At 75.5% G+C, this 20,861-nt stretch carries 23 protein-coding genes; 2 read left to right on the forward strand and 21 right to left on the reverse strand.

Annotated features, from left to right (window positions below):
- Nucleotides 1-64: 64 nt before the first annotated feature.
- From coaBC to pyrR, 12 genes are all read right to left on the reverse strand, one after another.
- Nucleotides 65-1,294, reverse strand: a complete 1,230-nt coding sequence (gene coaBC, locus JD79_RS18450; protein ID WP_110006702.1) for a bifunctional phosphopantothenoylcysteine decarboxylase/phosphopantothenate--cysteine ligase CoaBC — start codon at nt 1,292-1,294, stop codon at nt 65-67.
- A 131-nt stretch (nt 1,295-1,425) separates the two neighbouring features.
- On the reverse strand, nt 1,426-1,689 hold the full coding sequence (gene rpoZ, locus JD79_RS18455; protein ID WP_093579838.1) for a DNA-directed RNA polymerase subunit omega: 264 nt from the start codon (nt 1,687-1,689) through the stop codon (nt 1,426-1,428).
- Nucleotides 1,690-1,743: 54 nt separating this feature from the next.
- Nucleotides 1,744-2,349, reverse strand: coding sequence for a guanylate kinase (gene gmk / locus JD79_RS18460; RefSeq protein WP_110006703.1), 606 nt, complete (start codon nt 2,347-2,349; stop codon nt 1,744-1,746).
- 60 nt (nt 2,350-2,409) lie between these two features.
- On the reverse strand, nt 2,410-2,766 hold the full coding sequence (mihF, locus tag JD79_RS18465) for an integration host factor, actinobacterial type (protein ID WP_110007854.1): 357 nt from the start codon (nt 2,764-2,766) through the stop codon (nt 2,410-2,412).
- 300 nt (nt 2,767-3,066) lie between these two features.
- Complete coding sequence (locus tag JD79_RS18470; protein ID WP_110006704.1) at nt 3,067-3,360, reverse strand: hypothetical protein; 294 nt, start codon at nt 3,358-3,360, stop codon at nt 3,067-3,069.
- Nucleotides 3,357-4,235 (reverse strand): orotidine-5'-phosphate decarboxylase, encoded by an 879-nt coding sequence (gene pyrF / locus JD79_RS18475; protein WP_110006705.1) that lies wholly within the window; start codon nt 4,233-4,235, stop codon nt 3,357-3,359. The genes JD79_RS18470 and pyrF overlap by 4 nt, the downstream gene beginning before the upstream one ends.
- Nucleotides 4,232-5,545, reverse strand: coding sequence for a beta/alpha barrel domain-containing protein (locus tag JD79_RS18480; protein ID WP_245900214.1), 1,314 nt, complete (start codon nt 5,543-5,545; stop codon nt 4,232-4,234). Before JD79_RS18480 ends, pyrF begins: the two co-directional genes overlap by 4 nt.
- Before the next feature lie 47 nt (nt 5,546-5,592).
- Nucleotides 5,593-8,886 carry a carbamoyl-phosphate synthase large subunit gene (gene carB / locus JD79_RS18485; RefSeq protein ID WP_110006706.1) on the reverse strand — a complete coding sequence of 1,098 codons (3,294 nt, stop codon included), beginning with the start codon at nt 8,884-8,886 and terminating at the stop codon, nt 5,593-5,595.
- Between the two features lies 1 nt (nt 8,887).
- Complete coding sequence (carA, locus tag JD79_RS18490) at nt 8,888-10,000, reverse strand: glutamine-hydrolyzing carbamoyl-phosphate synthase small subunit (RefSeq protein WP_110006707.1); 1,113 nt, start codon at nt 9,998-10,000, stop codon at nt 8,888-8,890.
- Entirely contained in the window at nt 9,997-11,283 is a 1,287-nt protein-coding gene (locus tag JD79_RS18495; RefSeq protein WP_110006708.1) for a dihydroorotase, read from the reverse strand. The genes carA and JD79_RS18495 overlap by 4 nt, the downstream gene beginning before the upstream one ends.
- A complete protein-coding gene (locus tag JD79_RS18500) occupies nt 11,280-12,200 on the reverse strand; it encodes an aspartate carbamoyltransferase catalytic subunit (protein ID WP_110006709.1) in 921 nt (306 codons plus the stop codon). The genes JD79_RS18495 and JD79_RS18500 overlap by 4 nt, the downstream gene beginning before the upstream one ends.
- The gene (gene pyrR, locus JD79_RS18505; RefSeq protein WP_110006710.1) at nt 12,197-12,763 is read right to left on the reverse strand and encodes a bifunctional pyr operon transcriptional regulator/uracil phosphoribosyltransferase PyrR; all 567 of its coding nucleotides are present in this window, start codon (nt 12,761-12,763) and stop codon (nt 12,197-12,199) included. Before pyrR ends, JD79_RS18500 begins: the two co-directional genes overlap by 4 nt.
- A 231-nt stretch (nt 12,764-12,994) precedes the next feature.
- Here pyrR and bldD point away from each other — a divergent pair, with 231 nt between their 5' ends.
- Together bldD and JD79_RS22785 are read left to right on the forward strand one after the other, a co-directional pair.
- Complete coding sequence (bldD, locus tag JD79_RS18510; protein WP_110007856.1) at nt 12,995-13,531, forward strand: transcriptional regulator BldD; 537 nt, start codon at nt 12,995-12,997, stop codon at nt 13,529-13,531.
- Between the two features lie 272 nt (nt 13,532-13,803).
- Nucleotides 13,804-13,953 carry a hypothetical protein gene (locus JD79_RS22785; RefSeq protein ID WP_170149267.1) on the forward strand — a complete coding sequence of 50 codons (150 nt, stop codon included), beginning with the start codon at nt 13,804-13,806 and terminating at the stop codon, nt 13,951-13,953.
- Between the two features lie 46 nt (nt 13,954-13,999).
- Here JD79_RS22785 and nusB read toward each other — a convergent pair whose 3' ends face one another.
- The 9 genes from nusB to JD79_RS18555 all read right to left on the reverse strand — a co-directional run bounded on the left by nusB (nt 14,000) and on the right by JD79_RS18555 (nt 20,861).
- The gene (gene nusB / locus JD79_RS18515) at nt 14,000-14,410 is read right to left on the reverse strand and encodes a transcription antitermination factor NusB (protein ID WP_110006711.1); all 411 of its coding nucleotides are present in this window, start codon (nt 14,408-14,410) and stop codon (nt 14,000-14,002) included.
- A gap of 16 nt (nt 14,411-14,426) precedes the next feature.
- Nucleotides 14,427-14,987 (reverse strand): elongation factor P, encoded by a 561-nt coding sequence (gene efp / locus JD79_RS18520; RefSeq protein WP_110006712.1) that lies wholly within the window; start codon nt 14,985-14,987, stop codon nt 14,427-14,429.
- Nucleotides 14,988-16,094, reverse strand: a complete 1,107-nt coding sequence (locus JD79_RS18525; RefSeq protein ID WP_110006713.1) for a M24 family metallopeptidase — start codon at nt 16,092-16,094, stop codon at nt 14,988-14,990.
- Entirely contained in the window at nt 16,091-16,525 is a 435-nt protein-coding gene (gene aroQ / locus JD79_RS18530) for a type II 3-dehydroquinate dehydratase (RefSeq protein WP_211308048.1), read from the reverse strand. Before aroQ ends, JD79_RS18525 begins: the two co-directional genes overlap by 4 nt.
- Nucleotides 16,522-17,571, reverse strand: coding sequence for a 3-dehydroquinate synthase (gene aroB / locus JD79_RS18535; protein ID WP_245900215.1), 1,050 nt, complete (start codon nt 17,569-17,571; stop codon nt 16,522-16,524). Before aroB ends, aroQ begins: the two co-directional genes overlap by 4 nt.
- Before the next feature lie 5 nt (nt 17,572-17,576).
- The gene (locus JD79_RS18540; RefSeq protein ID WP_110006715.1) at nt 17,577-18,110 is read right to left on the reverse strand and encodes a shikimate kinase; all 534 of its coding nucleotides are present in this window, start codon (nt 18,108-18,110) and stop codon (nt 17,577-17,579) included.
- Nucleotides 18,107-19,285 carry a chorismate synthase gene (gene aroC, locus JD79_RS18545; protein ID WP_110006716.1) on the reverse strand — a complete coding sequence of 393 codons (1,179 nt, stop codon included), beginning with the start codon at nt 19,283-19,285 and terminating at the stop codon, nt 18,107-18,109. Before aroC ends, JD79_RS18540 begins: the two co-directional genes overlap by 4 nt.
- Before the next feature lie 104 nt (nt 19,286-19,389).
- On the reverse strand, nt 19,390-20,019 hold the full coding sequence (locus tag JD79_RS18550) for a prepilin peptidase (protein WP_245900216.1): 630 nt from the start codon (nt 20,017-20,019) through the stop codon (nt 19,390-19,392).
- A 29-nt stretch (nt 20,020-20,048) separates the two neighbouring features.
- Nucleotides 20,049-20,861 (reverse strand): shikimate dehydrogenase, encoded by an 813-nt coding sequence (locus JD79_RS18555; protein ID WP_211308049.1) that lies wholly within the window; start codon nt 20,859-20,861, stop codon nt 20,049-20,051.

Consider the following 20,861-nt stretch of genomic DNA (forward strand, 5'->3'; position numbering starts at 1 on the left):
GGGCGCGGGTGGACCGCACCGCCTGGAGACCGTACCGGCGGCACCGTCGGCGGGCAGCCGACGGTCACCCCAGACGGGGGAGCACCGTCTGCCAGACGGCCGCGGCGACGGCGTCCTTCGTGCCGTGCGGCACCTCGGTGGCCGTGCCGTCGGCGGCGAGCACGACGGCGGCGTTGTCCGGGCGCCCGAACACCCCGCCGCCGGAGACGTCGTTGACGACGAGCAGGTCGCAGCCCTTGCGGGCCAGCTTGGCGCGGGCGTGGGTCAGCACGTCGGCGTCGGCGTCACCGGTCTCGGCGGCGAAACCGACCACGAGCTGGCCGGGCGGGCGCTTGGTGACCAGCTCGGCGAGCACGTCGGGGTTGCGCACCAGCGGCACCTCGGGGACCTCGGAGGGGTCGTCCTTCTTCTTCAGCTTGGTGGCGGCGACCGACGCCGGCCGGAAGTCGGCGACCGCGGCGGCCATGACGACCACGTCCGCCACGGCTCCCCCACCCGACCCGGCCTCGGCCAGCACCGCCGTGCGCAGCTCCTCCGCCGTCCCCACGGGGACCACGCGGACGCCGAAGGGCGCGGGCAGGTCGACGTTGGCCGCGACGAGGGTGACCTCGGCGCCGCGGGCCGCGGCCACGCGGGCCAGTGCCCAGCCCTGCTTGCCCGAGGAGCGGTTGCCCAGGTAGCGCACCGGGTCCAGCGGCTCGCGGGTCCCGCCGGCGCTCACCACCACCCGCCGGCCGGCGAGGTCGGCGCGCAGCACGTCGGCGCCCGCGGCGAGGACCACCCGGGCGAGCTCGGCGACGTCGGCGGGCTCGGGCAGCCGGCCGGGGCCGGAGTCCGGGCCGGTCAGCCGGCCGACGGCCGGCGGCAGGACGAGCGAGCCGCGGCGGCGGAGCGTGGCGACGTTGTCCTGGGTGGCCGGGTGCAGCCACATCTCGGTGTGCATGGCCGGCACGAACACGACCGGGCAGTGCGCGGTGAGCAGCGTGGCGGTGAGCAGGTCGTCGGCCCGCCCGGCGGCGGCGCGGGCCAGCAGGTCGGCGGTGGCCGGGGCGACGACGACGAGGTCGGCGGTCTGCCCGATCCGCACGTGGGCGACCTCGGGGACGTGCGACCACACGTCGGTGGTCACCGGGTTGCCGCTCAGCGCCTCGAACGTGGCGGCGCCGACGAAGTGCAGCGCGGACTCGGTGGGCACCACGCGGACCTCGTGCCCCGCCTCGGTCAGCGCGCGCAGCAGCAGCGCCGCCTTGTACGCGGCCACGCCGCCGCCCACGCCCAGCACGATCCGGCTCATGCCGACCATCCTCCCGCAGACACGACGACGCCCCCGGTAGCAACCGGGGGCGTCACTCGCAAGGGACTGGAACGGCCTCGTCGTAGGGGCCCGCCGCGAGCGTGCGAGCGGTGGGGGGCGACGGGGTCCTTCTAGTTCTCGCCGGCGGTGTGGGTCAGCAGGCCCTCGTTGATCTCGCGCAGCGCGATCGAGAGGGGCTTCTCCTGCGGAGCGGTGTCGACCAGCGGGCCGACGTACTCCAGCAGGCCCTCGGAGAGCTGGCTGTAGTAGGCGTTGATCTGCCGCGCGCGCTTGGCGGCGAAGATCACCAGGCCGTACTTGCTGCTGGTGCGCTCGAGCAGCTCGTCGATCGGCGGGTTGGTGATGCCCTCGGGGGAGGGTGCGACTCCGGACACGGGCGCGTGTGCTCCTCGGCTGGTCTCGATGGGAGTGAGGGGCCTCGCGGCCGGTCACTCGGAGGCGCCGACGGTCCTTCCGGACGACGGCGCAGCTAGCAAGGATACCAACTCGTCCGCGGCCCTCGCGACGTCGTCGTTGACCACCACGACGTCGAACTCCCCCGACGCGTCCAGCTCGGCCTGCGCGATGTGCAGCCGGCGCTCCTGCACGGCCGGTGGCTCGGAGCCCCGGCCGGCCAGCCGGCTCCGCAGCTCGGCCCAGGACGGCGGGGCGAGGAACACCAGCTGCGCCTCCGGGGCCCGCGCGCGGACCTGGCGGGCGCCCTGCAGCTCGATCTCCAGCAGCGCCGGCGCCCCGGCCGCGAGGCGCTCGCGGACCGGGGCCGCCGGTGTGCCGTAGCGGTTGCCCGCGTACTCGGCCCACTCGAGCAGGCCGTCCTCGGCGACCAGCCGGTCGAACTCGGCGTCGGTGAGGAAGTGGTAGTGCACCCCGTCGACCTCGCCCGGGCGCTGCCGGCGGGTGGTGACCGACACCGACACCCACACGTCGGGGTGCCGGCGGCGGACCTCCGCGACGACGGTGCCCTTGCCGACCCCCGAGGGACCGGAGAGCACCGTCAGGCGCGCCTGGGAGGGAGCCGGCTGAGCTGTGGGCAACGCGTGGGTCCTCGTGGTGCTCGTGGTGCTCGTGTCGGACGGGGAGCGCGGCCGGGGACCTCAGGCCGTCGAGTCGGCGGGCACCTGGTCGGCGACCACCTGCTCGCCGCCGAACTCGCTCTCCAGCGCCCGGCGCTGGTTGGCGCCCAGGCCGCGCACCCGGCGGGTCGGGGAGATCTCGAGCCGCTCCATGATCTTCGCAGCCCGCGCCTTGCCCACGCCCGGCAGGGACTCCAGGACGGCGGAGACGCGCATCTTGCCTATGACCTCGTCGGTCTCGCCCTGCTTGAGAACGTCGCCGACCGTGGCGCCCTTGCTCTTGAGCCGCTCGCGGAGCTCGGCGCGCGCCTTGCGGGCGGCGGCGGCCTTCTCGAGGGCGGCGGCGCGTTGTTCCGGGGAGAGGTCGGGGAGGGGCATGGTGCGTCCCATCGTGTCGTTGCCGGGGATCTGGCACCCGGCGGGTGCGTGCGGTGTCGTCGGTCCGGAGCCGCGGTCTGAGCCCCGGCGGTCAACCTAGTAACCACGAATGCGCAGGTCACGCGCGGTGCGCGCGACCAGTTCGATCTCCGCGCGTCCGCTCGTGACGCACGGTGGAACCTCTCCGTGACCGTCCGTCAACACCGCAGGTCAGGAAGTATACGAAACGCATTCGTTTCGGCTGTACCAGGGCGGACGGCCTCGGCGCGACACGCCGGGGCCACCTGCGGGGCGGGACGCTCAGGCGCCGCCGCGGCGGGCCGACCGGCGCCCCAGGACCCAGCCGCCGACGGCGGCCAGGAGCAGGGCACCGGCCACGAGCAGGCCGGCGCCCACGAGGTGGCCGCGGGTCCACAGGACCGTCCCGCCGTCGAAGGTCACCGTGAGGGTGCTGTCGTGCGCCTCCGTCAGCGGCGCGTAGCTCCCGCCGTACCCGACCGCCGGCGTGGTGTTGGTCCGCCAGAAGACGGCGACCCCGGCGACGGCCAGGGCCGCACCCAGCACCGCGACCGCCCACGGCAGCCCACGCCTCACCCGCCCGGCTCCTGCGCCCAGCGGGCGGCCGCGGCACGCAGCGCGACCGGGTCCGGGCCGGCGGCCAGCACGTCGCGGGAGACGGTCGGGACGACGGCGCGGCCGGTGCCGAACAGCCGCCGCAGGTCCGCGGGCGTCCCGCCCTGCGCGCCCAGCCCCGGCGCCAGCACCGGACCGCCGAGCCCGTCGAGGTCGACGTCGAGCCGGGGCAGCGTGGCCCCCACGACGACGCCGAAGCTGCCCGTGCCGGCGCCCCAGCGGCTGCCGAGGTCCTGCACCGCGCCGAGGTCGGGCAGCGGGTCGCCGACCACCCAGCCGGGGGTGTTCCACCCGCGCACGGTGTCGACGACGACCTGTGCCACCGACCGCTCCCCCACCGCGGCGGACTGCAGCGTGGCGGCGTCGGGGTTGGACGTGCGGGCGAGCACGAACAGCCCGCCGCCGGACAGGCGCGCGGTGTCGACGGCCGGCTGCAGCGATCCGGGGCCCAGGTAGGGGCTGACCGTGAGCGCGTCGACGGCGCACGGGTGGTCGGGGCGAAGCACGTCGGCGTAGGCGTCCATCGTCGAGCCGATGTCGCCGCGCTTGGCGTCGAGCAGCACCAGCGCCCCCGCCGCGCGCGCCCGGGCGACGGCGTCCTCCAGCACGGCCAGGCCGCGCGACCCGTGCCGCTCGTAGAACGCCGACTGCGGCTTGAGGACGGCGACCTCGCCGGCGAGCGCGTCCACCACCGCGTCGGTGAACCGGCGCAGCCCGTCGACGTCGTCGGCCAGACCCCAGCGATGCAGGAGCCCGGCGTGCGGGTCGATGCCCACGCACAGCGGCCCGCGGGCGGCGACGGCATCGGCCAGGCGCTGACCGAAGGGCGCCGTCACCGCGGCACCGACCGCGGCAGGGCGTCGCCGAGGGCGGCGATGCAGTCCCGCGCGAGGAAGGGGTCGGCGAAGGCGCCGGAGGCGGCCTGGACGGCGTCGGCGCCGGCGTCGTACAGCGCCGCGAACGAGGCGACGTCGGTGACCCCGCCCATCGCCAGCACGTCGAAGCGGTGCCCGCCGGCGTCCCGCAGCGCGACCAGCCGGCGGGTGGCGTCCAGCGCGGCGTCGCGGACCGCCGCGCCGGAGAGCCCCGCCACCGCGCGGCCGGGGAACGTCGGCTGCCCGTCGCTGCGCACCACCCGGCTCGCGACGGTGTTGATGCCCGCCACGCCGTCGACGAGCGGGGCCAGCCGGGGCACCAGCGCGGCCAGCGCCGGCCCGTCGAGCCAGGACAGCTTGGCCACCAGGCCGGTGCGGTCGTCGAGCGCGCGGCGCACCCCCTCGACGACGGCGAGCGTGGCGTCCGCGTCGAGGCACAGCGGCGGCTTCACGCCGTCCGGTGAGCCGCTGAGCGTGTTCGGGCACGACAGGTTCAGCTCGACGACGGTCGCGCCGGCCTCCTGCGCCGTGCACGCGACCCGCGCGAAGTCGTCGACCAGGGCGGTCCCGTCCCCGGAGCCCATCACGCTGACGAGCAGCAGCTGGTCGTCGTCGACGGCGGCCAGCGACCGCTCCAGGTCGGGCATCCACTCCTCCGGCGCCGGCGAGGGGACGCCGAAGGAGTTGACCGTGCTGACGCCGGGATCGCCGGGGGGCGTCCAGTCCCACGGGTCGGAGACGACGGTCTCCCCCGCCGGCCGCGGCGCGAACGTCCAGTTCGGCTGGGCGTTCGGCTCGTGCGCCCGGCTGCGCACGGTCTTGTAGGTGAGCACGCTGAACCCGTTGCGGGCGTGGAAGCGCACCCACTCCTCGCCGCCGTTGAGCACGCAGGCCGGCACGCCCACCGGGAAGCCGACGTCGCGGCCGAGCACCCGCCAGCGCCGGTCGCCGGCCCGCGGGCGCTCGGCCAGCCGCGGCCCGACCGGGGTGGTCAGGTTGTCGCGGTAGGAGCCGAGCACGTCGTAGGACGGCGTCCGCACCCCGTGCGCGGCGAGCACGCCGCCGTGCCCGGCGGAGTACGCGACCCGGGTGAGCAGCGGCAGGTCGTCCTCCCCCGCCTCCCCGGCCCTCAGCCGGGCCGCCAGGGCCTCGGCGTCGGCCCGCAGCGCGTCGAGCTCCGCGGCCGGCGGCGTCGCGAACCGGGTGACGCCCGCGAGGAACGCCGCGGCCAGCCCGTCGAGCAGCCCGCGCGCGACGAGGTCGTCCCGCACCCGCCCGACGACGCCCCCGCGTGGGCCTCCCTCGCCACAGGGGCCGCTCACGGGCGCGGGGCCAGGACGGCGTGGACCTCCTGCAGGCTGCGCACCCCGAGCCCGCCGCGGCGCAGCGCCTCGACGCCCTGCACCGCCGCGGCCATGCCCTGGACCGTGGTGATGCACGGGATGCCGGCGCTGACCGCCGCGGTGCGGATCTCGTAGCCGTCCAGCCGCGGCCCGCTGTTGCCCGGCGACCCGAACGGCGTGTTGACGACGATGTCGACGTCGCCGGCCAGGATCCGCTCGACGCAGTTGCCCGGGCCCTCGCTGTACTTGCCGACCACCTCGCAGTCGACGCCGTTGCGCCGCAGCACCTGCGCGGTGCCCACGGTGGCGAGCACGCGGAAGCCGAGGTCGGCCAGCCGCTTGACCGGGAACACCGCGGCCCGCTTGTCCCGGTTGGCCAGCGACACGAACACCGTGCCCGCGGTGGGCAGCGAGCCGTAGGCGGCGGCCTGCGACTTGGCGAACGCCGTGCCGAAGCCGTCGTCGAGGCCCATGACCTCGCCGGTGGACTTCATCTCCGGCGAGAGGACCGTGTCCACGCCGTGGCCCTCGACGGTGCGGAACCGGTGGAAGGGCAGCACCGCCTCCTTGACCGCGATCGGCGCGTCCTCGGGCAGGTCGGTGCCGTCGCCGGTGGCCGGCAGCACCCCGGCCGCCCGCAGGTCGGCGACGGTCTCCCCCACCGCGACCCGCGCCGCCGCCTTGGCCAGCTGCACCGCCGTCGCCTTGGACACGAACGGCACCGTGCGGCTGGCCCGCGGGTTGGCCTCCAGCACGTAGAGGACGTCGTCCTTGAGCGCGTACTGCACGTTCATCAGCCCGCGGACGCCGATGCGCGCGGCCAGCGCCTCGGTCGCGGCGCGGATCTGCGCGAGGTCGGAGGAGCCCAGCGTGATCGGCGGGAGCGCGCACGCGGAGTCGCCGGAGTGGATGCCGGCCTCCTCGATGTGCTCCATGACGCCGCCGAGGTAGAGCTCGGTGCCGTCGTAGAGCGCGTCGACGTCGATCTCGACGGCGTCCTCGAGGAACCGGTCGACCAGCACCGGGTGCTCGGGGCTGACGTCGGTGGCCTTGGCGATGTAGGCCTCGAGCGTGGCGTCGTCGTAGACGATCTCCATGCCGCGGCCGCCGAGCACGTAGGAGGGCCGCACGAGCACCGGGTAGCCGATCTCCGCGGCGATGGCGCGGGCCTCGGCGAACGTCGTCGCGGTGCCGTGCTTGGGCGCGAGCAGTCCGGCGTCGGCGAGCACCCGGGAGAACGCCCCGCGGTCCTCGGCGTCGTCGATGGCCTCCGGCGAGGTGCCCAGCACCGGCACACCGGCGTCCTTCAGCCGCTGCGCCAGGCCCAGCGGCGTCTGCCCGCCGAGGGTGCAGATCACCCCGGCCACCGGGCCGGCGGCGCGCTCGGCCTCCACCACCTCGAGGACGTCCTCGAAGGTCAGCGGCTCGAAGTACAGCCGGTCGGCGGTGTCGTAGTCGGTGGAGACGGTCTCGGGGTTGCAGTTGACCATCACGGCCTCGTAGCCGGCGTCCTGCAGCGCCATCACCGCGTGCACGCAGGAGTAGTCGAACTCGATGCCCTGCCCGATCCGGTTGGGCCCCGAGCCGAGGATCAGCACCGCCGGCCTCTCGCGCGGCTCGACCTCGGTCTCCTCGTCGTAGGACGAGTAGTGGTACGGCGTGCGGGCGGCGAACTCCGCGGCGCAGGTGTCCACGGTCTTGAACACCGGGCGCACGCCGAGGCGGTGGCGCAGCAGCCGGACGCCGTCCTCCCCGGACAGCTCCGGGCGCAGCGACGCGATCTGCCGGTCGGACAGGCCGTGCCGCTTGGCCCGCCGCAGCACCGCGGCGGTGAGCGCCGGGGCGTCGCGGACCTCGGCGCCGACCTCGCCGACGAGCGCGATCTGGTCGACGAACCACGGGTCGAAGCCGCTGGCCGCCGCCACCTGCTCGACGGTCGCACCGGCCCGCAGCGCCGCCTCGGCCACGTACAGCCGGCCGTCGACCGGGGTGCGCAGCGCCTCGAGCAGCTCCTCGGCGCTCGACCCGTCCTCTGAGCCGGTCCAGAAGCCAGCCACCTTGGTCTCGGTGGACCGCATCGCCTTGCCCAGCGCCTCGGGGAAGTTGCGGCCCATCGCCATGACCTCGCCGACGCTCTTCATCGTCGTGGTCAGCCGCGGGTCGGCACCGGGGAACTTCTCGAAGGCGAACCGCGGGATCTTCACGACGACGTAGTCCAGCGCCGGCTCGAAGCTCGCCGGGGTGACGCCGGTGATGTCGTTGGTGATCTCGTCGAGGGTGTAGCCGATGGCGAGCTTCGCGGCGATCTTGGCGATCGGGAAGCCGGTGGCCTTCGACGCCAGCGCCGAGGACCGCGACACCCGCGGGTTCATCTCGATGACGACCAGGCGCCCGTCGGCGGGGTTGACGGCGAACTGGATGTTGCAGCCGCCGGTGTCGACGCCGACCTCGCGCAGCACCGCGATGCCGACGTCGCGCATCCGCTGGTACTCGCGGTCGGTGAGCGTCATCGCCGGGGCGACGGTGACCGAGTCGCCGGTGTGCACGCCCATCGCGTCGACGTTCTCGATCGAGCAGATGACGACCACGTTGTCGCTGCGGTCGCGCATGAGCTCGAGCTCGTACTCCTTCCAGCCGAGCACCGACTCCTCGATGAGCACGGTGTGCACCGGGGAGTCGGCCAGGCCGGCCGAGGCCATCCGCCGCAGCATCGCCTCGTCGGTGGCGAAGCCCGAGCCCAGACCGCCCATGGTGAAGCTGGGCCGGATGACGACGGGGTAGCCGACCTCCTCCGCCGTCTGCAGCGCCTCCTCGACGCTGGAGCAGACCCGTGAGCGCGGGGCGTCGGCGCCGATCGACCGCACGATGTCCTTGAACATCTGCCGGTCCTCGCCGCGGTTGATCGCGTCGACGTCGGCACCGATGAGCCGCACCCCGTACCGCTCCAGCGTGCCGTTCTCGTACAGGCCGATCGCGATGTTGAGCGCGGTCTGCCCGCCGAGGGTGGCCAGCAGCGCGTCGGGCCGCTCCTTGGCGATGACCCGCTCGACGAACTCCGGCGTCAGCGGCTCGACGTAGGTGGCGTCGGCGACGTCGGGGTCGGTCATGATCGTCGCCGGGTTGCTGTTGACCAGGCTGACCCGCAGCCCCTCGGCGCGCAGCACGCGGCAGGCCTGGGTGCCGGAGTAGTCGAACTCGGCGGCCTGGCCGATGAGGATCGGGCCGGAGCCGATGACCAGGACGTGGGAGATGTCGGTGCGCTTGGGCACGTCAGGCCTCCTTCTCGGCAGCCATCAGGTCGACGAAGCGGCCGAACAGCGGCGCGGCGTCGTGCGGTCCGGCGGCGGACTCCGGGTGGAACTGCACGCTGAACGCGGGGGCGTCGAGCAGCCGCAGGCCCTCGACGACGTCGTCGTTGAGGCCGACGTGGCTGACCTCGACCCGGCCGTACGGGGTGTCGGTGGGCCGGTCCAGCGGCGCGTCGACGGCGAACCCGTGGTTGTGGCTGGTCACCCGCACGGTGCCGCTGACCCGGTCGAGCACCGGCTGGTTGAGCCCGCGGTGGCCGAAGCGCAGCTTGTAGGTGCCCAGGCCCAGCGCGCGGCCGAGGATCTGGTTGCCGAAGCAGATGCCGAACAGCGGCCGCCCGGCGTCGAGCACGCCCCGCACGGCGTCCACCGCGTAGTCGGCGGCGGCCGGGTCGCCGGGGCCGTTGGAGAGGAAGACGCCGTCGGGGCCGTGCTCCAGCAGGTCGGCGGCGGTCGCGGTCGAGGGCAGCACGTGCGTCTCGACGCCGAGCTCGGCCAGGTGCCGCGGGGTGGCGGTCTTGATGCCGAGGTCGAGCGCGGCGATGGTGAAGCGCCGCTCGCCCACCGCCGGGACGACGTAGGGCTCGCGGGTGCTCACCTGCGGCGCGAGGTCGGCGCCGACCATGCCCTCGGCGGCGCGCACCCGGGCGAGCAGGGCGTCCGCGTCGGCGGACTCGCTGCTGATCCCCGCCCGCATCGCGCCGCGCTCGCGCAGGTGGCGGGTCAGCGCGCGGGTGTCGATGCCGCTGATCCCGACCACGCCCTGCGCGGCCAGCTCGTCGTCGAGGCTGCCGGTGGCCCGCCAGTTGGCCGGGCGGCGGGCGGGGTCGCGGACGACGAAGCCGGCCACCCACATGCGGGCGCTCTCGTCGTCCTCGCCGTTGACGCCGGTGTTGCCCACGTGCGGCGCGGTCATCGTGACGATCTGGCCGGCGTAGCTCGGGTCGGTCAGCGTCTCCTGGTAGCCGGTCATCCCGGTGGCGAACACCGCCTCGCCGACCGTCGTGCCGACCTTGCCGTAGGCCTCGCCGCGGAACGTCCTGCCGTCCTCGAGCACGAGGATCGCCTGGGTCACTTCTGTGCCTTTCCGTCCAGGACCGTCGCCTCGCCCCGCAGGAACGTGGCGACGACGCGGCCGGGCAGCTCCCGGCCGGCGTAGGGGCTGTTGCGGCTGCGGCTGGCCAGCGCGGCCGGGTCGACGACGGCCCGGGCGGCGGGGTCGAGCAGCAGCAGGTTGGCCGGCTCGCCCGGGGTGAGCGGGCGGCCGTGCCCGTCGAGGCGGCCGATCGCCGCCGGGCGCACCGCCATGCGGTCGGCGACGCCGGCCCAGTCGAGCAGGCCGGGCTCCACCAGCGTCTCGAGGACGACCGACAGCGCCTGCTCCAGCCCGAGCATCCCGGGCCGGGCCTGCGCCCACTCGCTCTCCTTGTCCTCCACCGCGTGCGGCGCGTGGTCGGTGGCGACGGCGTCGATCGTGCCGTCGGCCAGCCCGGCCCGCAGCGCCTGCACGTCGGTGTCGGTGCGCAGCGGCGGGTTGACCTTGAACACCGGGTCGTAGGACGCGGCGGCCGCCTCGGTGAGCAGCAGGTGGTGCGGGGTGACCTCCGCGGTCACCTGCACGCCGCGCGACTTCGCCCAGCGCAGGATCTCGACCGACCCGGCGGTGGACACGTGGCAGACGTGCAGCCGCGCGCCCACGTGCTCGGCGAGCAGCACGTCCCGGGCGACGACCGCCTCCTCGGCGGCGGCCGGCCAGCCGGTCAGCCCCAGCCGCGCGGACAGGTCGCCCTCGTTCATCTGCGCGCCGGCGGTCAGCCTCGGCTCCTCGGCGTGCTGGGCGACGACGCCGTCGAAGGCCTTCACGTACTCCAGCGCGCGGCGCATCAGCGCGGGGTCGGCGACGCAGTGCCCGTCGTCGGAGAAGACCCGCACCCGGGCGGCGGAGTCGGCCATCGCGCCGAGCTCGGCCAGCCGCTCGCCACGCAGCCCGACGGTCACCGCCCCCACGGGGACGACGTCGACCAGCCCGGACTGCCGGCCCAGCCGCCACACCTGCTCGACGACGCCGGCGGTGTCGGCGACCGGGTCGGTGTTGGCCATGGCGTGCACCGCGGTGAACCCGCCGAGGGCCGCGGCGCGGCTGCCGGTCTCGACGGTCTCGGCGTCCTCCCGGCCGGGCTCGCGCAGGTGGGTGTGCAGGTCGACCAGGCCGGGCAGCGCGACCAGCCCGTCGGCGTCGACGACGGTGGCGCCGGTCGCCGACAGGCGCCCGCCCACGGCGGCGATCCGGCCGTCATCCAGCAGCAGGTCGGCGGGGTCGCCGCCGAGGACGCGCGCCCCCTTGATCAGGACGGTCACGAGGAGGCCCCTCCCAGGAGCAGGTAGAGCACGGCCATCCGCACGCTGACGCCGTTGGCGACCTGCTCGACGATCGTCGAGCGGACCGAGTCGGCGACGTCGGCGGCGATCTCCATGCCGCGGTTCATCGGGCCGGGGTGCATGACGACCGCCTCGTCGCCCAGCGCGGCCAGCCGGAGCGCGTCGAGGCCGTAGCGGCGGCTGTACTCCCGGGCGCTGGGGAAGAACGAGGCGTTCATCCGCTCGAGCTGGACCCGCAGCATCATGACGACGTCGGCCTTGGGCAGGACGGCGTCGAGGTCGTAGGAGACCTGCACCGGCCAGGAGCCGACGCCGACCGGCAGCAGCGTCGGCGGGGCGACGAGGGTGACCTCCGCGCCGAGCGTCGACAGCAGCCAGACGTTGGACCGGGCCACCCGGCTGTGCAGGACGTCGCCGACGACGGCCACCCGGACGCCGTCGAGGCGGCCCAGCCGGCGCCGGATCGTGTAGGCGTCCAGCAGCGCCTGGGTGGGGTGCTCGTGCGTGCCGTCGCCGGCGTTGACGACGCTGCCGCGCACCCAGCCGGCCAGCCGGTGCGGCGCCCCGGAGGACGGGTGGCGGACGACGATCGCGTCGCTGCCCATGGCCTCGAGCGTGAGCGCGGTGTCCTTGAGGCTCTCGCCCTTGGAGACGCTGCTGCCCTTGGCGCTGAAGTTGATGACGTCGGCGGACAGCCGCTTGGCCGCGAGCTCGAAGGAGATGCGCGTGCGGGTGGAGTCCTCGTAGAAGAGGTTGACCACCGTGCGGCCGCGCAGCGTGGGCAGCTTCTTGACCTCGCGGCCGGCCAGCGCCGACTCGATCTGCGCGGCGGTGTCGAGGACCAGCGTGGCGTCGGCGCGGTCGAGGTCGGCGGCCTCCAGCAGGTGCCGCTTCACTGCCCCACCACCAGCACCTCGTCGGCGCCGTCGGTCTCGGCGAGGTGCACGCGCACCTTCTGCGCCCGCGACGTCGGCACGTTCTTGCCCACGTAGTCGGCGCGGATCGGCAGCTCGCGGTGACCGCGGTCGACCAGCACCGCCAGCTGCACCGCGCGGGGCCGGCCGAGGTCGCGCAGGGCGTCGAGCGCCGCGCGGACCGAGCGGCCGGAGAACAGGACGTCGTCGACGAGGACGACCAGCCGCCCGTCGATGCCGTCGGCCGGGAGGACGGTGTCCTCCAGCGCGCGGACCCCGCGCGTGCGCAGGTCGTCGCGGTAGAGGGTGATGTCGACGGTGCCGACGTCGACCGCGGTGCCGGCGAAGGCGGCGACGCGGCCGGCCAGCCGGCGGGCGAGCGGGGCGCCGCGGGTGGGGATGCCCACGAGGACGACGTCGGGGAGCGCGTCGCCGGCCTTCTCGATGACCTGGTGGGCGATCCGGTCGACGACGCGGGCGACGTCGGCGGCGCCGAGCAGGACGGTGGACGCGTTCTCGGGCACGGGCGCGGGCGAGCCGGCCATCGGGCCTCCTTCCCCGCCTCACGGGACGGGTCGTTAAAGGAGTGGGTGGACCGGCCCCGACCGTACTGCACCCGCCCGTGTGACCGTCGTCGCGCGTCGCGGTACCGCAGGTGGGCACCGGTGTCCGAGGATGATCCCGAGGAGGGATGCGCTGTCGTCATCCAGGATCACTGAGTACGCTGCGTGACGACGGAGCCCCGGCCACCACGACGGACAGTGAGCGACGAACGCATGAGCACCGATTACTCGCGGGCCCTCGGTGCCCGGCTGCGGGCGATCCGCAACCAGCAGGGCCTCTCCCTCCAGGGCGTGGAGGACAAGTCGCACGGCCGCTGGAAGGCCGTCGTCGTCGGCTCCTACGAGCGGGGTGACCGGGCGGTGACCGTGCAGCGGCTCTCCGAGCTGGCCGTCTTCTACGGCGTGCCGGTCTCCGAGCTGCTGCCCGACCCGCGCCCGTCCTCGGCGGTCACCTCGACGACGAAGATCGTGCTCAACCTCGAGTCGCTCGGCTCGCTGCCCGCCGACGAGGCCGGCCCGCTGGCCCGCTACGCCTCGACCATCCAGGCGCAGCGCCACGACTACAACGGCAAGGTCCTCTCCATCCGCGCGGAGGACCTCAAGTCGCTGGCGATCATCTACGACATGAGCCCCGACGAGCTGACCACCCGGCTCATCGAGTGGGGCGTGCTCAACCCCGGCATGGACGGCGCCGCCCTCATGGCCGACGACGAGGACGAGGGCTGGGACCGCCGCCGCGCCCCGCGCTGATCCGCCGCTCCCCCCACGAGCTCCCCCACGAGGCCCGCCCCGGCACGCGCCGGCGCGGGCCTCGCTGCGTCCGCCGGCCGCGCCGTGTGCACGCAGCGCGGTCGCGGCCTGCCGCGGCCAGCGGTCCGTGCACACGCCGGGGTCACACGCCGGGGTCACGCGGCCGGGGACCGGCCCGGCGGGTGCACGGTCACCCCGGCGCATCCCCGGGGAACTGTCAGGGGTCGGACCTAGCGTCGGCGGCGCCGAGAACGCGCACCCGAGGAGCACCCGTGAGCACCGTCCCGCCCGTCCCGATGCCCGACCGCGACACCCTGCTGGCCGTGGACCGCCGGGCCGCCCTGCGCCGCGCGCAGCGGCTCAACGCCGGGGTCCGGGCCGCGGCGATGCTGGCCGCCGCCGAGGCCGGCCTGCGCGGCTGAACCCGGGACGCGGTGCCGAGGCGCCCGGTGCCGGGCACCGCCGCGCTCAGGACGAGGTGGGGACCTCGGCGTCGAGGATGGCGCCGAGCACGCCGTTCACGTAGGCCGGCGAGTCGTCGGTCGACAGCGCCCGCGCGAGCTGCACGGCCTCGTCGATGACGACGGCGTCGGGCACGTCGTCGGCCCAGAGCAGCTCGAAGACCGCCATCCGCAGGATCGCGCGGTCGACGTCGGGCAGCCGCTCCAGCGACCAGCCGCGGGCGTGGCGGTCGATGAGCTCGTCGATGCGGGCGCCGTGGGCCGCCACGCCCTCGACCAGCCGGACGGCGTGGTCGGGGACGGGCGGGGAGACGTCGGCGATCCGCTCGCGCAGCAGCTCCACCGGGTCGGCACCCCGCAGGTCGGCCTCGTAGAGGACGTCGACGGCGCGCTTGCGCGCCTTGGTGCGGGCAGCCATGTCGTCGGGGAGCGCGTCAGTTGGCGCGGCCGAGGTACCGGCCGTCGCGGGTGTCGACCTTGAGCTTGTCGCCGGTGTTGACGAACAGCGGCACGTTGATCTGCGCGCCGGTCTCCAGGGTCGCGGGCTTGGTGCCGCCGGTCGAGCGGTCGCCCTGCAGGCCCGGGTCGGTGTGCTGCACGACGAGCTCCATCGTCACCGGCAGCTCGACGTAGAGCGGGGTGCCCTCGTGCACCGCGACGACGGCCTCGGTGTTGTCCAGCAGGTAGTCCGCGCCGGTGCCGACGGTGGCCGCCGGGACGTAGATCTGCTCGAAGGTGTCGCCGTCCATGAAGACGAAGTCGTCGCCCTCGCGGTAGAGGTAGGTCATGTTCCGCTTGTCGACCGTGGCCGTGTCGACCTTCGTGCCGGCGTTGAAGGTGCGGTCGACGACCTTGCCCGAGAGCACGTTCTTCAGCGTCGTCCGGACGAACGCGCCGCCCTTGCCGGGCTTGACGTGCTGGAACTCGGTGACGGCCCACAGCTGGCCGTCGAGGTTGAGGACCATGCCGTTCTTGAGGTCGTTGGTGGTAGCCATCTAGAGGACCAGCAGTTCCTTGCTCGTGAGGGTCAACAACTCGGGCGCGTCCGCCGTGACGACGAGCGTGTCCTCGATCCGGACACCGCCGTGGCCGGGGAGGTACACCCCCGGCTCCACGGTGACGGCCATGCCGGCGGCCAGACTACCCGCGCCCAGCGGGCCGATGCCCGGCGCCTCGTGGATCTCCAGGCCCACCCCGTGCCCGAGGCCGTGGGTGAAGTGGTCGGCGTGGCCGGCGGCGGCGATGACGTCGCGGGAGGCCGCGTCGACGGCGACGACGTCGGCCCCGACCGCCAGCGCCGCCCGCCCGGCCGCCTGCGACGCGGCCACGAGCTCGTAGACCTCCCGCTGCCAGTCGGCGGCGTGGCCCAGCACCAGCGTGCGGGTCATGTCGGAGTGGTAGCCGTCGACGGTGGCGCCGAAGTCGAGCTTGAGGAAGTCCCCGCCGGCCAGCACGGTGCGGTCCGGGCGGTGGTGCGGGATCGCCGAGTTGGCGCCGGTGGCCACGATCGTCTCGAACGACGGCGCCTCGGCACCCAGCGCCAGCATGCGGGCGTCGAGCTCCCGGCCCACCTCGAGCTCGGTGCGCCCGGGCCGCAGCGCGCCCTCGGCGGCGAGCTCGGCCAGCGCCTGGTCGGCGACCGCGCACGCCCGGCGCAGCGCGTCGACCTCGTCGTCGTCCTTGACCGCGCGCAGCGCCTCGACCGCGCGGCCGATCGACGTCAGCCGGGGCACCGTCCCGCCCGACGCGGCGTCGGCGAGCACCCGCTCGAGCTGCGCCAGCCCGTCGACGGTCACCTCGTGGCTCTCGTAGCCCAGTCGCCCGGCGCCGGCGCGCACCGCCTCGCGGGCCAGCGCGGGCACGGTGGCGCGGTCCACGAGCAGCTCGACGTCGGGGACCTGGGTGCCGGCCTGGGTCGTGTAGCGGCCGTCGGTGCCGAACAGGTCGGACCCGTCGGTGCGCAGCAGCAGCGCCCCGTTGGAGCCGGTGAACCCGGTCAGGTAGCGGACGTTGAGCAGGTTGGTCACCAGGACCGCGTCGAGGCCGCGCTCGGCCGCCGTCGCGCGCAGCCGCTCCCGCCGCTCGGCGGTGCGCCCGCTCACCGGTGCCCCCGCAGCGACATCCACTGCAGCGCGAGCACGTAGCCCTCGACGCCGAGGCCGGCGATGACGCCGTCGGCGACGCGGGAGACGTACGAGTGGTGCCGGAACGCCTCGCGCTTGTGGATGTTGCTGATGTGCACCTCGACCAGCGGCGTGTCCAGCGCCGCGAGGGCGTCGTGCAGCGCGATCGAGGTGTGCGACCACGACGCGGGGTTGAGGACGACGGGGTCGCCGGCGTCGGTGGCCTCGTGGATCCAGCGCAGCAGCTCGGCCTCGTCGTCGGTCTGGCGCACCCGGACGTCCATGCCCAGCTCCCGCCCCGCCGTCTCCAGGAGGTCGACGAGCTGGGCGTAGGTGGTCGAGCCGTAGATCTCCGGCTCGCGGGTGCCGAGGCGCCCGAGGTTGGCGCCGTTGAGCACCTGGATGGTCACGCGGTCTCCTCGCTCACTGCGGCCCACGCCGCGTCCAGCCACGCCGGGTCGGGGTCGGGGAGGATCCCCGGGTTGCCCAGGCCGTCGAGGACGACAAAGCGCAGCGTCGCGCCGCGGGCCTTCTTGTCCACGCGCATCACCGCCTGCAGCGCCGCCCAGTCGCCGGCGTAGCGGGTGGGCAGCCCCATCGCGGTGAGCAGCTCGCGGTGCCGGTCGGCCTCGGCCCGCGAGAGGCGCCCCGCCTGCACGCCCAACTCCGCGGCGAAGACCAGCCCGACGGCGACGGCCTCGCCGTGCCGCCAGCGGAAGTCCTCGACCCGCTCGATGGCGTGGCCGAGCGTGTGCCCGTAGTTGAGGTACTCGCGGACGCCAGTGTCGAACAGGTCCTGGCCCACGGCGTCGGCCTTGACCCGCACCGCGCGCTCGATGAGCTCCTCGGTGTCGCGGCGGCCGGTCGGGTCGGCGGCGAGCAGGTCGAGGATGGCGCCGTCGGCGATGAACCCGCACTTGACCACCTCGGCCATCCCGGCGCGGAACTCCGCCTCGGGCAGCCCGGCGAGGACGTCGGTGTCGGCGAGCACCCCGGTCGGCGGGTGGAAGGCGCCCACGAGGTTCTTGCCGGCGCCGGTGTTGATGCCGGTCTTGCCGCCCACCGCGGCGTCGACCATGCCGAGCACGGTGGTGGGCAGGTGCACCACCCGCACGCCGCGGGTCCACGTGGCGGCGAGGAAGCCGGCGAGGTCGGTCACCGCTCCCCCGCCGACCCCGACGACGGCGTCGGAGCGGGTCAGCCCGAGCCGGCCGAACTGCTCCCACGCCTGCGCGGCGACCGCGGCGGTCTTGGCGGCCTCCCCGTCGGGGACGACGACGGCCTCGGCGGCCACGCCGGCGGTCTGCAGCGTCTCGACGGCGGCTCCGGCCAGGGCGGCCAGCGGCGGGGCGTGCACGACGGCGGCCTTCGGCGTGCCGGCCAGCACCAGCCCCAGCTCGACCTGCGCGCCCGGGCCGATGACGACGTCGTAGGGCTTCTCTCCCCCGACGGTCACCCGCCTCACCGGCCGGCTCCCGCGGGGAGGGCGGCGAGCACGTCGGCGACGACGTCCTGCGGCGCGCGGCCGCCGGTGGGGACGACGGCGGTGGCGACCTCCGCGTACAGCGGGGCGCGCTGCTCGAGCAGGGTGCGCAGCATCGCCCGGGGGTTGACCGCCAGCAGCGGGCGGTCGCGGGAGAGCCCGGCGCGCTTCGCGGCCGAGGGCAGGTCGACGTCGAGGTGGACGACGGTCCCGCCGGCGCGGCCGTACGCGACGAGCAGTTCCCGGCTCGCCGCGCTGAGCACCGCGCCGCCGCCGAGGGCCAGGACGCCGTCGTGCTCGCCGAGGGCCCGGGCGACCGCCTGCTCCTCCAGCGCGCGGAAGTGCGGCTCGCCGGAGCTGATGAACAGGTCGGCGACCGTGGTGCCGGCGACGGCCTCGACGTCGGAATCGGTGTCCCGGAAGGGCAGCCCGAGCGCGGCGGCCACGGCGGTGCCGACGGTGGTCTTGCCGGACGCCGGCGGGCCGACCAGGACGAGGACGGGTCCGCTCACCGGTACGGGAGGGCGTCGAGGTAGCCCTGCGCGTTGCGGCGGGTCTCGGTCACCGAGTCGCCGCCGAACTTCTCCAGCGCGGCGTCGGCCAGGACGAGGGCGACCATCGCCTCCATCACCACGGCGCCCCGGGGCACCGCACAGGCGTCGCTGCGCTGGTTGATCGCGACCGCGGCGTCGCCGGTGGCGACGTCGACGGTGGCCAGCGCGCGCGGCACGGTGGAGATCGGCTTCATCGCCGCGCGCACCCGCAGCACCTCGCCGTTGGTCATCCCGCCCTCGATGCCGCCGGCGCGGTCGGTGACCCGCCGCAGCCGGCCCTCGGAGCTGACGATCTCGTCGTGGGCGACCGAGCCGCGGCGGCGCGCGGTCTCCAGGCCGTCGCCGACCTCCACGGCCTTCACCGACTGCACGCCCATGAGCGCGGCGGCCAGGCGGGAGTCCAGCCGGCGGTCCCAGTGCACGTGGCTGCCCAGGCCGGGCGGCAGCCCGTGCACGACGACCTCGACGACGCCGCCGAGGGTGTCGCCGTTCTTCCGGGCGTCGTCGACCTCGGCGACCATCGCCGCGCTGGTGGCGGGGTCGGCGCAGCGCACCGGGTCCTCGTCGATGCGGGGGTTGTCCTGCGGGCCCGGCAGCACGCCGTCGGGCACGGTCACCGGGCCGATGGCGACGACGTGGCTGACCACCTCGACGCCCAGCACCTGGCGCAGGAACGCCTTGGCGACGGCACCGAGCGCCACGCGGGCGGCGGTCTCGCGGGCGCTCGCGCGCTCGAGCACCGGACGCGCGTCGTCGAAGCCGTACTTCTGCATGCCGGCGAGGTCGGCGTGGCCGGGCCGCGGGCGGGTCAGCGGCGCGTTGCGGGCCTGGCCGGCGAGCACCTCGGGGTCGACCGGGTCGGCCGACATGACCGTCGTCCACTTCGGCCACTCGGTGTTGCCCACCTGGACGGCGATCGGGCCGCCCTGGGTCAGCCCGTGCCGCACACCGCCGGTCAGCGTGACGGCGTCCTGCTCGAAGGACATGCGGGCGCCGCGACCGTGGCCCAGGCGGCGGCGGGCGAGGTCGACGTCGAGGTCGGAGGTCTGCACCTGCACGCCGGCGGGCAGGCCCTCGAGGATGGCGGTGAGCTGCTGGCCGTGCGACTCACCGGCGGTCAGCCAGCGCAACATGCCCTGGATTGTGCCAGTCGGGTGTGGGACTCCCGGTCCCGGCTGGCCCCCGTGCAGGGTCCCGCCGCGAGCCTGCGAGCGGCGGGGGGCGAGGGGGTCCTCCCTCAGGCGAGCTGGCCCTCCACCAGGAGGGCCAGGACGGCGCCCGCCAGCAGCGGCGGGCCGAACGGCACCGGCGTGCGCCAGTCCGCGCGCCGGGTCGCCACCAGCAGCAGCGCGACCGCCGCGCCGGCGAGCAGGCCGAGGAACACCCCGGCCATGAGCACGCCCCAGCCGGCCCAGCCGAGCAGCAGGCCCAGCAGCGCGAGCAGCTTGACGTCGCCGAGGCCGAGACCCGACGGGCCGGCCAGCGCCGCGAGGAACGCGATCCCGCCGGCGGCGGCCGCGGCGAGCAGCGCCCGCGCCAGGGCCGGCCAGGTGCCGAGCAGCGCGGCGTCGGCGAGGAGGGCAGCGGCGCCGACGGCGGCGGCCGGGTACGTGACCCGGTCGGGCAGCCGGTGGACGGCGACGTCGACCTGGGCGAGGACCACCGCGGCCCCGGCCGCCCAGGCGTAGCCGGCGAGCGCCGGGCGCGGGCCGGTGAGCAGCACCGCGCCGCACAGGAGGGCGGCGAGGACGACGGCACTCGCGACCGCCCGGACGGGGGCGACGCGGGCGGTGCCGGGGCGGGCCAGCCGGACGGCGGTGCGCGCCAGCACCGGGCCGAGTGCCGCGGCGGCGAGGACGGCGGCCACCAGCAGCAGCGCGCGGGGGACGGTCGCGGTCAGCGGGCGTCCAGGGCGGCGCGCATGGGCCCCAGCGGCGCGGGCAGGCCGGTCATCAGCTCCACCTGCACCGTCGCCTGCCAGAACAGCACCTCGATGCCGCTGACCACCGTGGCGCCCGCCGCGGCGGCCCGGCCGGCCAGCGGCGTCGGCCACGGCGCGTAGAGGACGTCGAGCAGGGTCTGCCCCGTCCGCCACCGCAGGCCGGCGAGCTCGGGATGGGCGCCGATCGGCACGGTGCTGACGACGACGGGCGCCTCGACCGGGCCGGGCGCCAGCAGGCGGACCCTGGCCTCGACACCGAGCACGCCCAGCACCCGGGTCACGTCGGCGGCACGGCCGGGCGCGCGCACGAGCACGTCGACGGACTCCGCTCCCAGTTCGGCGAGGGCCACCGCCGCGGCCGCCGCCGTGCCGCCGGCGCCGACGATCGCCGCGTGCGCGACCCGCTCGACGCCGCCGGTCTGCAGCGCCATGCCGACGCCGTGGACGTCGGTGTTCTCCGCCCGCCAGCCGGTGTCGGTGTGCACGAGCGTGTTGGCGGCGCCGAGCAGGCGCGGCAGCGGGTCGACGTCGTCGGCGACGGCGACCGCGGCCTGTTTGCAGGGCATGGTCACCGAGAACCCGCGCCACTCCGGGCCCAGGCCGGCCACCAGGTCGGGCAGGTCCTCGGGCCCGACGTCGAGGGCGTCGTAGGTCCAGCCGGCCAGGCCGAGCGCGGCGTAGGCCGCGCGGTGCAGCAGCGGGGAGAGCGAGTGCCCGACCGGGCGGCCGAGGACGGCCGCCCGGCCGGGCGGGATCGGATCGGGCAC

Origin of the sequence: Geodermatophilus normandii (assembly GCF_003182485.1) — a bacterium.
Lineage (GTDB): Bacteria > Actinomycetota > Actinomycetes > Mycobacteriales > Geodermatophilaceae > Geodermatophilus > Geodermatophilus normandii.

Coding starts and splice junctions, on each gene's coding strand:
- coaBC (WP_110006702.1), bottom strand. CDS start 1,294: ATGAGCCGGATCGTGCTGGGCGTGGGCGGCGGCGTGGCCGCGTACAAG.
- mihF (WP_110007854.1), bottom strand. CDS start 2,766: ATGCCCCTCCCCGACCTCTCCCCGGAACAACGCGCCGCCGCCCTCGAG.
- pyrR (WP_110006710.1), bottom strand. CDS start 12,763: ATGGCCGGCTCGCCCGCGCCCGTGCCCGAGAACGCGTCCACCGTCCTG.
- bldD (WP_110007856.1), top strand. CDS start 12,995: ATGAGCACCGATTACTCGCGGGCCCTCGGTGCCCGGCTGCGGGCGATC.
- nusB (WP_110006711.1), bottom strand. CDS start 14,410: ATGGCTGCCCGCACCAAGGCGCGCAAGCGCGCCGTCGACGTCCTCTAC.
- efp (WP_110006712.1), bottom strand. CDS start 14,987: ATGGCTACCACCAACGACCTCAAGAACGGCATGGTCCTCAACCTCGAC.
- aroC (WP_110006716.1), bottom strand. CDS start 19,285: ATGTTGCGCTGGCTGACCGCCGGTGAGTCGCACGGCCAGCAGCTCACC.